This window comes from Spirosoma areae (genome assembly GCF_054781775.1).
In genome coordinates this window covers 22,328-35,467 of record NZ_BAAGTT010000006.1, presented here as the reverse complement: position 1 = coordinate 35,467, position 13,140 = coordinate 22,328, and the positions used below count along the sequence as shown (strand labels likewise).

Sequence of the window (13,140 nt, the reverse complement as noted above, 5' to 3'; positions counted from 1 at the left end):
TCAAACCATCATTACCAATGAAAACCACAATCACCCTTGCGCTGCTGCTGGCAGTGCTGATTCTCCCGGCGGTTACGGCCACCCTAAACGCACAGGGTCTGAATAAAGAAGCCGTTGCCTTCGTTAAAACCTATCAGGATGCCTACAACAAAGGAAGTCTGCCCGCCTTGATGGCCATGTATAGCGATAAAGTTGGGTTCGTGAGCAACCGGGATGGCAGCGTAACGGTGGTGCCGAAAGCCGATGTTGAAGCCGATTTCGTCCGGGACTTCGGCGAAACCGTTGGCTCCTACATGGACCTGACCGTCAACAACACAGAAACGCTGGCTGATGGAAAAGTCAACGTTACCAGTACGTTCACAGGCTATGATTTCGACCGAAAAACGGGTGCCAAACTAAATCCCGCGTCGGGAACGCAGGAAACGGTCATTGCAAAGGAAGGCAGTCAGTGGAAAATTGGGCAGGTAAAGACTGTTTTCAACAGCAACGTTATCCGGCTCGAACTCCGCGACTTTGTCAAAAAATTTCAGGATGCCGTTAACCGCGAAGATGTAGCAGCCCTGAAGACCATGTTCACAACCGATATTGTGCGGACAGCGGCTGACGGAACCACCACAAAAGGGGTTGACCAGGTAGCTGACGTTTACACGAAGCGTTTTGCCGATGCCGACGTGAACAACCTCATTACGCTGGCGAATGTAACTCCGCAATTTGATGGCAGTGTAGTCGTCACGGGGACGTATCACCAGAACGGGCGGTCGGTCAAAGGCGACCGGGTAATGGTCGATGGTGCCTTCACCAATACGGCTATAAAAGAGAACGGTCAGTGGAAAACCCGCCAGCAGAAACTGACCAACCTCGTTAAAACGATGGTGTACCACAAAGTGGCCGACTATGCGACGTGGAAAAAAACCTTCGATACCTTTCAGGGCGAGCGGATGTTTGCCGGTGAACTGAGTGCCGAAGTTGGTACGCTTCAGGACGACCCCAGCACGGTATACGTCATCAACGAATGGGCCTCGCCCGAAGCGGCTCAGACCTTTTTTGCCCGCCCGGAGTTAGCCGCTACCATGCAGAAAGCGGGTGTAACGGGTAAGCCTACGGTCCTGATTCTGAGCAAAAAATAAGTTTCTGGTTTCTTCCTTCTTCCCCGGTCTGTGAGGACACAGACCGGGAACACAACCCCAAACAGGGAAGCCGACGTGTCGGACCATCGACGTGTGGGACCGTCGAAAACCGATTAGAGTAGGCAAATCACAAGTTAAAAACGGGATGAAAGCTAAACAAACCGTTTTGGAGCCAATTACAATTTCGACGCCCATCACGTTTTAAGCGCCGTATTTTGCTGGTTCGGCGCAGTCTCCCGACGATGCCGAACCAGCAAAATACAACCCCAAACAAGACAAGCCAAAGCGTCGGACTACCGAAAACCAATTAGAGAAAGTAATCAATCAAACCAGGTGAAACCAATGAAAACCAACCAATTTACCCCCGTTCTGGCCGGTTTTGCTGCTCTGCTCCTGTTTGTTGCCGGTTTAGTCGGGGTCATGCGGGTAGCGTCCGCGCAGGTAATTGACATGCACCTGCACGGCTATACCGAAAAGGATTTTTTTACGGGAAAGGCGCGAAATGGATTTGAATCAAGCAAAACAGCACAGGAACATCTGGCTCAGACCCGCGCAGCAATGGATAAACACAACATCCAGCATGCCGTCTTGTGCGGTAGGATGGAAAGCATAGAGCGCTACACGCAAGCGGATAAGCGGTTTATTCCGGGGTATCAGGACTACGACGAAACGTTGATGCCAATCGACCAATTTGAGAAATCGATACAAGCGGGTAAAATCAAGGTCTTTGGCGAAGTGATGGCCGTTTACAAAGGCCGCACCCTGGCTGATCCAATCTACCAGCCTTATTTAGTCCTCTGTGAAAAATACGGCATTCCGGTTGCCTATCATACCGGCGGAAGTTTTCCCAACGCGCAATACATGGGCTGGCCGAAGTACCGTGTTTCCTTTGGCGACCCGCTCCTGATTGAAGATGTGATTGTGAAGTATCCAAAACTGAAACTGTACCTGATGCATGCCGGGGAGAATTTTTACGAAAACACCCTCCGCATGATGGATGCCTACCCCAATCTCTACGCAGATTTAGGGGTTTCGCTCTGGCTTCATCCGTTGACCAAAGATTATGGAACCAAGTTTCTGAAGTTGGCCAAAGAATACGGCGTTCTTGACCGCGTACTGTTCGGTTCTGACCAGATGGTTTGGCCCCAGGCAATTACCAGTTCATTGGATTACCTGAACGCTCTTTCTTTTTTGACGAAAGCAGAAAAAGAAATGATCCTGTATACAAACGCGAAAAAATTCCTGAGCATTATTGACTGATAATCAAAACGGACTGGTACTGATGGTCATCATTGCGCCCGTCGCCACCTTCTGAACCCAACGCAAAATAGAAACCCTAAACAACTTCAAACTAACTTTTTGCATGACTAACTATTTTACCGTACTGCTTTTAATAGGATCCATTCAATTTTCGGTCTTTGGGCAAAAACCACGGGCCAGAGAAATTGGCATTCCTTTTATGGGAACTCCGGGGAAATTCAATGCCATAACCGATGTAAACGGCGTAGAAGTTGGCTATAGCACTCTCATTTCAGGACAAGGAAAAAACGTTCGGGGAAAAGGCCCGGTACGTACAGGCGTCACCGCCATCTTGCCAAGAGGCAGAACGAACAATCCTGTGTATGCAAACTGGTACACGCTCAATGGCAATGGTGAAATGACGGGCACGACCTGGATAACCGAGTCGGGTTTTTTAGAAGGTCCGGTTATGATAACCAATACCAACAGCGTAGGGGTGGTACGCGATGCCGTGCTGAAATGGTTCGTAAAAACAGGTTGGTATAAGGAAGACTTTTGGTACACGTACCCGGTGGTAGCCGAAACCTATGACGGCGGCCTGAATGATATTTACGGGTTTCATGTCAAAGAAAGTCATGCCTATGAAGCATTGGATAAGGCTAAATCGGGCTATCTGAACGAGGGAAATGTGGGTGGGGGAACAGGCATGATGTGTCTGGGTTTCAAAGGGGGTACAGGAACAGCATCGAGACTTGTAAAAATCAACGATTCAACTTATACGGTAGGTGTATTGGTGCAATCCAATTTTGGAGCCAAACGACACTTAACCATTGCCGGTGTGCCCATTGGAGAGGAGTTGAAAGATACCCTGAATTATGACATGAAAGCGCCCCCATCCTACAAACAGGAGGGCGATGGTTCTATCATCGTCGTGGTCGCTACGGATGCTCCGTTGTTACCCCATCAATTAAAACGAATAGCCACCAGGGTCTCGCTTGGCGTGGGCATTGTTGGCGGTAAAGGAAACAATGGTTCGGGTGACATTTTCATTGCCTTTTCAACCGCAAACCCAACGGCTTTTCAGCGAGGAACCAGTACGAAAGTGAATCAGCTTCCCAATGATCTGATGAATCCCCTGTTCGAGGCTACCGTTCAGGCGGTGGAGGAATCCATTATCAACGCCATGGTTGCCGCCGAAACCATGGAAGGTATTAACGGAAACAAGGCGTATGCACTCCCGCACACGCTGGTGATTGATTTATTGAGGAAGTATAAGCGAATCAGGTAAACTGACAACACGCCCACCATCAACTTTGCGTCAACCCGTTCTTACAGATCATGAAAAACATACTACTCGTTTGCCTTCTTTTGTCTTGTTCTGTATCTATCGCTCAGGTACAACTGAACACCCTGAAAATCAATCAGCAACGGATTCAGAACCGGCTGCTGGAGTTGTCAAAATTTGGAGAGCTACCCAACGGCGGGATAGGGCGGGTGGCGTATAGCAAAGCCGATCAGGAAGGCCGGGCCTACTTCATGAGCCTGATGAAAAAAGCTGGTCTCGACGTAACAATCGACTACGCGGGTAATCTCATTGGCCGACGGAAGGGAAAAAATCCGGCTCTGAAACCCATTGCGTTTGGTTCGCACATCGATAGCGTACCGAACGGTGGTAATTACGATGGCCCCCTCGGTTCGATTAGCGGGCTGGAGTTGATTGAAACCCTCAACGAAAACAACATCATTACCGAACACCCGCTGGAACTCATCATTTTCACCAACGAAGAAGGCGGTACGGTCGGCAGCGGGGCCATGATTGGCAAAATCACCCCAGCCGCCCTGAAATCGGTATCCCAAAGCGGCCTGACGATAGCCGACGGCATGCGGGCTATTGGCGGAAACCCCGATAGTCTGGGTAAAATGGTCCGTAAAAAAGGTGATTTGGCCGCCTTTATCGAACTGCATATCGAGCAGGGCGGCATTTTGATGACTGAAAATCTCAAGATCGGCGTCGTTGAAGGCATTGTTGGGATTGAACACTGGGATGCAACGATTGAGGGCGCGGCTAATCACGCCGGTACCACGCCCATGAACGCCCGACGCGATGCATTGCTGGCAGCGGCTAAACTGATTGTCGCCCTGAATGAGGTGATTACCAGCCATGAAGGTCGGCAAGTGGGCACTATCGGCAAAATCGGGGTTGAGCCGGGCGCGTACAATGTTATTCCGGGCAAAGTAGTTCTGGGCGTTGAAATCAGGGATTTGTCGCATGATAAAATCTGGAAGCTGTTTCATGAAGTAGAAGCAAAAGCCCAGGAAATTGCCAAAGCTTCCGAAACGACCATCACATTTGTGCAGTCCAGTGTGCCAACAACCCCTGCCCTCACGGCCAAACCGATTCAGGACAAAATCATCAGCGCGGCCAAAGCATTGGGTTTTTCGTATCGGTATATGCAAAGCGGGGCCGGGCACGATTCGCAGGAAATGGCGCAAATTGCACCAGTGGGCATGATTTTCATCCCCAGCGTGGGCGGCATCAGTCATTCGCCCAAAGAATTCTCGAAAGGAGTTGACATCGGCAATGGAGCCAATGTGCTGCTGCAAACGCTATTGGCAATTGATAAAGACCAACCACAAAAAACAACCATCCGGTAATATGGAAGCCAGTCTCACCACACCCTCCGTTACAACCCTGCGCCAAACCCGCATCGAGTCTATTGACATGCTGCGGGGTATGGTCATGATTATTATGGCGATAGACCATACGCGGGATTTCTTCCACCCCGCAGCCTTCTCCGACGACCCGCTGAATCTGGCTACAACCACACCCGCCCTGTTTTTGACCCGGTGGACAACTCACTTCTGCGCGCCAATTTTTGTGTTTTTATCGGGTACGTCTATCTACCTGCAAAGCCTTCGAAAAGCCAAACCAGAATTGAGCAACTTCCTGATTAAACGGGGCTTGTGGCTGATTTTTGCCGAATTCGTCATCGTCAATCTGGGGATGACATTCAATCCGTTCTATAGCCTTCAGATCATGCAAATAATTTGGGCCATCGGAGTCAGCATGGTCCTATTGGGTTTACTGATTCAGTTGCCGTTCCGGCTTATTCTGGCCCTGGGATTACTCCTTGTGCTGGGCCATAATCTGTTGGATTCTGTGGAAGCCGCGCCGAATTTTAAACCTAATTTCTGGTGGGATTTGCTTCATCATAAAGGCTTCTATCCATACGCAAATGGGCATGTTCTGTTCATCCATTATCCGTTTGTTCCCTGGCTTGGACTAATGCTGCTGGGCTATTGCACCGGTACATTCTTCGCGCCCACGATTTCGCCTGCCCAACGGAGGAAAATCCTGACGGGTATCGGTCTTAGCCTGATGCTGATTTTTGTGGCGCTTCGATTCAGTAACGTTTACGGTGACCCGTTCCCCTGGAGTTTACAAAAAAATGAGGTATTGACCGTATTGTCGTTTATCAAGGTTCATAAATACCCGCCGTCATTGCTGTATATGTGCATGACCATCGGCCCGGCGTTCCTGTTTCTGGCGGCTATCGAGCGGATTAAAAACGGCTTCACCAACATTATGCGGACCTTTGGCCGAACGGCGTTTTTCTACTACCTCGTGCATTGGTACGTGCTTCATTCGCTCTGTCTGCTGACATTTCTGGTGCGTGGCCATTCGATGTCGGAAGCAGTGAGCATTGCTGCCAAAAATCAGGTTCCATTTTTGTTTGTGGTACCCGGCGAAGGGTTTGAACTGTCGGGCGTTTATTTAATTTGGGCTGCGGTAATTCTGGCTTTGTATCCGCTTTGTCGATGGTACGATAGATACAAAACCAGCCATAAAGAGCAGTGGTGGCTTAGCTATGTGTGAAGAAATAACCTTTGAATTTAGGTACTACCATGAAAAAAGTCCTTATCCTTCCTCTTTTCTACGTCCTGCTGGCTTCTGCCGGATTGGCCCAGCCGGGCAACCCAATTACCGAATCGGCCAATCGGTTTCTGGCGACGCTCAGTGCCGACGAACTGGCCAAAACGCAGTACGCCTTCACCGATTCGCTGCGGCACAAGTGGACGAACCTGCCCGTTGGGATGGTGCCCCGGCCCGGTATTCAGTATGGTTCCCTGTCCGACAGGAGCCGCATAGCGTTTCATCGGGTACTGTCGGCAATGCTCAGTTCGCAGGGGTATCTGAAAACGACCAGCATCATGCAATTAGACGATATTCTGAATACGCTCTACCAGCAGGCGTTTGACAAGGGCGAGATTGATCAGAAAACGCTTACCATGACGCAGAATCTGAAATGGGCACACGGTAACTACTACATTTCAGTCTGGGGAAAACCCCAGATGGGCGAACCCTGGGGACTGAATTTTGGCGGGCACCACATGGCCCTAAGCCTGACCTCCAACGGGAAAGATATCTCCATGTCGCCGTATTTTGTGGGTACCGACCCGTCGGAAGTGAAATCGGCCAAATATGCGGGACTGCGGGTGTTGAGCAAAGAAGAAGATTACGGCTTTATGCTTATCAATGCCCTGACCGACCAGCAGAAATCTGTGGCGATACTGAAGCAGAATGTACCGAAAGACATTATTACATCGCCCCAGGCCAAGCAGCGCATCACCGATTATTATGGCCTGGCCGCTAAGCAGTTTACCGCCGACCAGAAAGTTATACTGACGATGCTGATTCAGGAATACACCCACAATTTCGAGCACCAGAAAGCGCATCAGCTTTTCGACAAAATCACGAAGTCGGGTATCGACAAGGTTTACTTTGCCTGGGTTGGAAGCCTTGAGAATAATAAGCCGCACTACTACATCATCAACGGCCCCGACTTCCTGATTGAATACGATAACGTTGGTTTTCAGAATGATGGCAACCATATCCACGCCATTCTGCGCGAAAAAGGTCAGGATTTCGGCGACGATTTATTGAAACGACATTATCTGGAAGCAAAACATTAACTCATTTTCGGGCGGGTGCCAGCGACTGCTCTGCCCCTTACCCTTCTCTGCACCATGACAACACCAGACGAAAATTTCGATGCGCTCAACCTCGACTTACCACCACCACCAACGCCGAAGGGGGTCTATAAACCCTGCCTGATTGTGGGCAATTTTATCTACGTATCAGGACACGGTCCCTACCTGCCCAACAACAGCCTGATGACCGGCCGCATCGGGTCAGACGTGGACATTGCCTTTGGTATAGAGGCTGCTCAACAAACAGGGCTTGCTATTCTGTCGACCCTGAGGGCCACACTTGGGAGCCTGAACCGAGTGAAGCAAGTAGTAAAAATCCTCGGTATGGTGAACTGCGTGGCTGATTTTGATGAGCACCCCAGGATCATTAATGGCTGTAGTGAACTCTTCGCCAAAATCTGGGGAGAGGATCGAGGTATCGGAGTTCGTAGCGCGGTGGGCATGGGTTCGCTGCCAAGTCATATTACTGTAGAAATAGAAGCGATGTTTGAACTCGAAACCGTCTGATTCACTAACCTTCCACCAAAAACTAAAATCATGAAAAACGCCAAAAGCCTGTTCCTCGCCCTGATTGCCTCCCTGTTGCTGCTGCCAGCTTTTGCCCAATCGACATTGCCCGTTACGTCAACCGGGGCCACGATGTACGGCAGCAATGCAAAGGTTGGGAAATACGCCAATATCCGGGGCTTCCGAATGTACTACGAAGTCTATGGTGCGGGGAAACCCCTGCTCATCATTCACGGCAACGGCGGTTCCATCAAGGACTTCAAAAACCAGATTCCCTATTTCGCCAAAAACTACCAGGTGATTCTGGCCGATAGCCGGGCGCAGGGAAAATCAGTTGACACCAGCGACTCGCTCACGTATGAAATGATGGCCGACGACCTGAACGCCCTGCTAACTAAACTTCGGGTGGACTCGTGCAACGTCATTGGCTGGAGCGACGGGGGTATCGATGGGTTGTTGCTGGCGATGCGGCATCCCGAAAAAGTTAAGAAACTGGCCATCACCGGAGCAAACTTATGGCCTGATACGACAGCCGTTGAGCCAGACCTTTTCCAATGGGTTGTGTCTGCCAATGATAGTCTGGCTAAAGTGCCACAAATACCGGCGGTGAAAGCGCAGAAGAAACTGCTCAATCTGATGGTGTTCAACCCGCATATCTCAACGGCAGACTTGAAAGCGGTACGCTGCCCAACGCTGGTGATTGGGGGCGATAATGATGTGATTTTGCCCAAGCACACGATGGCAATTGCCCAGGCCATTCCAAAATCGTATCTGTGGATTTTGCCCAACTCCGGGCATTCGACGCCCATTGTGTATAAGGATATGTTCAATCAGGTGGTCGGGGATTTTTTCAAGACACCGTACCGAAAAGTAAAAGGCATGTCCCAACTTGAATGAGCTGCAGCGTATACCTTTTCTCTGTGTAGCACATAAACGTAGACACATGGAACGGACTTGCAGTGGCCTCTTCGCTACTACTCGCTCTTCCTTATACAAGCATACAGGCTCAAACGCCTGTGCTGCAGAGCCAAATCGATTCTGCCTCTATTCAAGCATACCTGACAAAGCAAGAAGTCAACGAATATCAACGCTGGGTAGCCATGCTACAGACCAAAATCACCGATCAGCCTATAAATTGGTTACTTCCTGACTCTATGTTTATGCCCATCTTAGACTTTCCAGGAACTGAGACGGGGATTTGCCGAACTCGCTCCTGACTACTTTACTAAAATTGGAAGAGTCCTGAAATCAACCCGGTACGCCACGTCACTGAGCGGTTCAATACTTGAGGGGCACTTTTTTAAAGCAGTAAGGTAGAAACGGAACACAGTGGACGGAACTGTATTGTTTTTCGATAAACTGCACTAAACAAAAAACGCTAACTCGTTAAGAATTAGCGTTTTTTTGATTTTACTTTACCCGTAAACTACGGGATTTGTGCTATCCCCGAAGGGACTTGAATAGCTGCTGATAGTCAGATAGTTATATGGGATTTTTTTCAGTAGGGGGACGGTTTTGCATTCAGGACATACTAAAAATAAGTTCGTGAGACGGGTTGCTGACGGCCTTTGTATCTTTGCTATTCAATCGAGCGGCCTTTATTGGCTACTTGGTTTGGTCAGAGCCGGTGGGTGGTTCCCCGACCCGTTTTTTTAGTTGTTAATGGCTCGCTAACTGGCTCAAAACCGAACCTACTCAACGCATGGTGTAGTCGGGTGTTACTAAAACTCTCAAATTTTAAATTTAATGTTTGATGCCTATCTTTCACGTAATTTAATCCTTCTTCTCCCCTAAACTACATCATGAATAAAAATGGCCCGGTGATTATCATAGAAGATGACGCTGATGATCAGTACCTATTTCAGCAGGTCTTTTCCAAATTGGGCTATACCAATGAAGTTATCTATTTTGTAGATGGCCAGGAAGCGCTTGATTATCTACTGACAACTTCAGTACTTCCATTCCTGATATTGTCTGATATTAATATGCCCAGGTTAGATGGATTTGCATTAAGAGCGAAATTACACACCGATGCGGCATTACAAGTCAGGTGTATTCCTTATTTATTCTTCTCTACGGCTGCGAGTCAGGAAATGGTTATTAATGCCTATAGTCTATCAGTACAGGGTTTCTTTATAAAACAGCAAACGATGACCGGGTTAGAAGAAACTATTAAGAGCATTATGGAATATTGGAAACGTTGTGCAGCGCCAAACAATTTTGTTTAATTGTTTGGTAGTAACGGTTCTTTGCAATTATTGAGCTTGTCGTTTCAGCCTTTCTTTTAAAGTGTGGTATCGTTCGCGGCTTCGGGCGTTTACGCGATGAAATAAACTGGAAGCGAATTGAAGATGCGGTTAAGCTGCTCTACATTGCCCTTCGTAAATTGGTTAGTGCTTCAGAAGCAGTTACCCTACAAGGGCAGACGGCTATCCCACTTACTAATCAGTGGTCGTAAAGAACTACCCACTTTTTTCTCTTCTGACCTATGCCATATCTACACATAGATAACACGCTAATCTTTACAACGAGTGGAGAAGTGATTACCTATTACACGGATCTGATTAATAAGCTTATCCCCCAATTACAAGAGATAACCCAAAATGATTATCAGGCTATTCAAACGGAAATTGCTGATCTACGCCACGAGCTCTCAAAGCAGTTGAAAAACTTTGGCCACAACCGAATAAATGAGTACTTCAATGAAGCGATGGAACACGCGGAATCCGACCAAGAGTTATACGCGCTCAGCAACGCTTACGAAACCATGTTAATTGTTGAATTACAGCGCATCAAAGGGGCATTGCACGACCTACGAACCCATTGAGTAACGGCTTCCTTCTATAAGCAAAAGCTAATACACGCTGGCTAATTCCTAATTCAAGCGATGTTTCGCAACTTGCCCCCGGCATGGTGAAAACTCCCAACGACCATCTTGATATATGAAAAGGCAGTTGTCTCCTGCCTAATTTTGCAGGCAAGTATTTAGGGCTGGTCTAACGGTCGTAAATCTCTTTATGAATAGAGAATTTAGATAAACAACAACAGGCCGCGCACCCACCCTGACGCTAACAGACCTTTACAACGTGGTCGAAAAATTGCGGCAGTCCGATGGGTCGGTGGGCGAAACCCTTAACGCGAAAGAACAAACCATTAATCAGCAGGGGTTGGCGTCGGTGGTGCTCAGTCTCTATCAACAAATAGACATGGCCGTTGCCGATGCCTACGGCTGGCCGCACGACTTACCCGACAGCGAAATCCTAACCCGTCTTGTCCGGCTAAACTACGAACGAGCCGCTGAAGAAGCCACCAGAGCGAATCAATAACGCACGATGCGATGAAAGCCAAATTTTCCAGGGAAATAATTCAATTCCCAATCACGATTCGAAAGGTTTTAGTAAGTTTCGGAGTATAATATAGAACGAATAAATCCGTGCGATTTGGAAGTGGAGAGTTTGATATAGTTCCATCGCTGTATTTGAAAATTGCCTCGTCTTTATGAATAAATGTAATCCATACGCCGTGATCCTTTTCAAGCCCAAACGTCAACTGTGGCCAGTAGGTGCTCTCATACAGAACTGGTACATACCACATTTGATCTTGATTTGCGTCTTTAAACACGTTTTTCCATGTTGCCGAAGTGGCGTTTTTTCTGAGCCAATCTACAACCGTTGCATCTACCGTGAAATAGGGGTCTGTTTTGCTGGCTGATACAGGCGCACCCCATCTCTCTGGATAACGGTTTACATCCTGTAGGGACGCCCCCACCAAGTCTCCGTATGGAATACGCAGAGATCCTAACAGGGTTGGTTTAACGCTTACTGAGTTATCACTTTTCCCACAACCGGTAATCAGCAACGCAACTCCAAACAATAAAACATAATAACTTTTCATGGTGTGTGACGCTAATTACCTACAATCCCCTTCCACTAAGACCGGAAGCAATTCCATACATGACGCACTATCAGAACTTCCAATAGTATATTCCTGGAAGAAACGTATAGAAATACCATGCAGCCAATAGTTAGATAAACATCCTTTGGAAATAGTAAAAGCCCCGAAGGCCTTTTTGTTTGTGTGAGTTACCCAACGGTACGTATAAGTATGTTAACTTCTACATGCTTTGGCTCGTCGTAACTACTATATAAGTGTTAATGATTTTATCTTCGGATTTAATTCAACGCCTTTCCTCACGAAAGGAAATCTGCATATTGCCAATAGCTTCTTAGTACGGATTTGGTATAAAGAATAAACATTGTTTAGTGGGAAAGGTTAGACCTACTGATTCTTTATTAGTGGAGATTGCTTTTTTATACAGTTAACTACAACAGAACAAAGGCTAATTATTCAGAAGGAACCCAAGCGCAGACACCACCAACCGGTTACAGTGACCGAATGATGACGGCAATGTTTGATGACGGCCAGAGTGCAGAACGAGCCTATGATACCTTGTTCAGCCTGGGTTACTTGTGACCGCGTTTCTTTTTAGCTGGTCTAAGAGGTTGTCTAAATTTCATAAAACCGAGCCAACAGAAATCTAATTTTAGACAGCCTCTAACGGTCGTAAAAACGATGTGGCTGAAGAACCAGGCTACCCCTCCCCAACGAGTTCATGATGGCATTTCAAACCGCGTTCCGTTCCAATAGTCGAGCACGGCCTGTTCGGAATCAGTGAGTTGGACCATCTCCGATAACGAATACAAAGGGAGTTGTTGCCTACCCCTCCCATAGATTGCCCGTTCCGGCCGTTTTCGTAAGTTATTGCGCCGGATACTGTCTTTGTTCCTGACGTTGTGAGCTACCCGGCTGTATAGGTCCTGTTTCGGGCGCGTTGAGCGTCAGTGTCCCATTGATAGAGGTCAGTTGTTTGTTCTATGGAATATTTGAACCGCCCGCCCCCGTAGCCATAAATGAGGTAAATTAAGGTGGGCCGGTTGGAGCGAGAGTCTTTGAGTAAGAATTTTATTTCCTTCTCCCGTATGGTTTTCATCGGCCTTTCTTGGTTTGGTCGATACCAAGTACAAAAAAGAAATACAGGGGACGGAATAGGGACGGTTTTACTTGAATTTAGCTTCTTTATTTCGATAAACTGCACTAAACAAAAAACGCTAACTCGTTGAGAATTAGCGTTTTTTTGATTTTACTTTACCCGTAAACTACGGGATTTGTGCTCCCGAAGGGATTCGAACCCCTATCGTCGGTACCGGAAACCGAAATTCTATCCATTGAACTACGGAAGCAGACTATTTCCCTGTTTGGGGCCGGTCCGCCGGCG

13 protein-coding genes and 1 tRNA gene are annotated in these 13,140 nt (G+C 47.9%); 11 read left to right on the top strand and 3 right to left on the bottom strand.

The genetic code is table 11. From position 1 onward, the window contains the following. The first annotated feature begins 17 nt into the window (after positions 1 to 17). The 11 genes from ACYVI1_RS02550 to ACYVI1_RS02500 all read left to right on the top strand — a co-directional run bounded on the left by ACYVI1_RS02550 (position 18) and on the right by ACYVI1_RS02500 (position 11,191). Positions 18 to 1,127: a DUF4440 domain-containing protein gene (locus ACYVI1_RS02550; RefSeq protein ID WP_460906370.1), complete on the top strand. Its 1,110-nt coding sequence runs from the start codon at positions 18 to 20 to the stop codon at positions 1,125 to 1,127. A gap of 342 nt (positions 1,128 to 1,469) precedes the next feature. Beyond that, positions 1,470 to 2,387 (top strand): amidohydrolase family protein, encoded by a 918-nt coding sequence (locus ACYVI1_RS02545; protein ID WP_460906368.1) that lies wholly within the window; start codon positions 1,470 to 1,472, stop codon positions 2,385 to 2,387. Between the two features lie 103 nt (positions 2,388 to 2,490). Continuing rightward, complete coding sequence (locus tag ACYVI1_RS02540) at positions 2,491 to 3,654, top strand: DmpA family aminopeptidase (RefSeq protein ID WP_460906366.1); 1,164 nt, start codon at positions 2,491 to 2,493, stop codon at positions 3,652 to 3,654. Between the two features lie 50 nt (positions 3,655 to 3,704). Next, on the top strand, positions 3,705 to 5,021 hold the full coding sequence (locus ACYVI1_RS02535; protein ID WP_460906364.1) for an allantoate amidohydrolase: 1,317 nt from the start codon (positions 3,705 to 3,707) through the stop codon (positions 5,019 to 5,021). A gap of 1 nt (position 5,022) precedes the next feature. After that, positions 5,023 to 6,243, top strand: coding sequence for a DUF1624 domain-containing protein (locus ACYVI1_RS02530; RefSeq protein WP_460906362.1), 1,221 nt, complete (start codon positions 5,023 to 5,025; stop codon positions 6,241 to 6,243). Between the two features lie 29 nt (positions 6,244 to 6,272). After that, the gene (locus tag ACYVI1_RS02525) at positions 6,273 to 7,340 is read left to right on the top strand and encodes a DUF3500 domain-containing protein (RefSeq protein ID WP_460906360.1); all 1,068 of its coding nucleotides are present in this window, start codon (positions 6,273 to 6,275) and stop codon (positions 7,338 to 7,340) included. Between the two features lie 54 nt (positions 7,341 to 7,394). Beyond that, positions 7,395 to 7,865: a RidA family protein gene (locus tag ACYVI1_RS02520; protein WP_460906358.1), complete on the top strand. Its 471-nt coding sequence runs from the start codon at positions 7,395 to 7,397 to the stop codon at positions 7,863 to 7,865. 30 nt (positions 7,866 to 7,895) lie between these two features. Further along, positions 7,896 to 8,762 (top strand): alpha/beta fold hydrolase, encoded by an 867-nt coding sequence (locus ACYVI1_RS02515; protein ID WP_460906356.1) that lies wholly within the window; start codon positions 7,896 to 7,898, stop codon positions 8,760 to 8,762. Positions 8,763 to 9,667: 905 nt separating this feature from the next. Further along, positions 9,668 to 10,093 carry a response regulator gene (locus ACYVI1_RS02510; RefSeq protein ID WP_460906354.1) on the top strand — a complete coding sequence of 142 codons (426 nt, stop codon included), beginning with the start codon at positions 9,668 to 9,670 and terminating at the stop codon, positions 10,091 to 10,093. 311 nt (positions 10,094 to 10,404) lie between these two features. Next, positions 10,405 to 10,692 carry a hypothetical protein gene (locus ACYVI1_RS02505; RefSeq protein ID WP_460906352.1) on the top strand — a complete coding sequence of 96 codons (288 nt, stop codon included), beginning with the start codon at positions 10,405 to 10,407 and terminating at the stop codon, positions 10,690 to 10,692. A 259-nt stretch (positions 10,693 to 10,951) separates the two neighbouring features. Beyond that, positions 10,952 to 11,191 (top strand): hypothetical protein, encoded by a 240-nt coding sequence (locus tag ACYVI1_RS02500; RefSeq protein ID WP_460906350.1) that lies wholly within the window; start codon positions 10,952 to 10,954, stop codon positions 11,189 to 11,191. A gap of 40 nt (positions 11,192 to 11,231) precedes the next feature. On the opposite strand, the gene ACYVI1_RS02495 is transcribed toward ACYVI1_RS02500, so the two are convergent. The 3 genes from ACYVI1_RS02495 to ACYVI1_RS02485 all read right to left on the bottom strand — a co-directional run bounded on the left by ACYVI1_RS02495 (position 11,232) and on the right by ACYVI1_RS02485 (position 13,105). Further along, a complete protein-coding gene (locus ACYVI1_RS02495) occupies positions 11,232 to 11,759 on the bottom strand; it encodes a hypothetical protein (RefSeq protein ID WP_460906348.1) in 528 nt (175 codons plus the stop codon). 904 nt (positions 11,760 to 12,663) lie between these two features. Further along, a complete protein-coding gene (locus tag ACYVI1_RS02490; RefSeq protein WP_460906346.1) occupies positions 12,664 to 12,855 on the bottom strand; it encodes a hypothetical protein in 192 nt (63 codons plus the stop codon). 178 nt (positions 12,856 to 13,033) lie between these two features. After that, positions 13,034 to 13,105 (bottom strand) — tRNA-Arg (locus ACYVI1_RS02485). Positions 13,106 to 13,140: the final 35 nt, after the last annotated feature.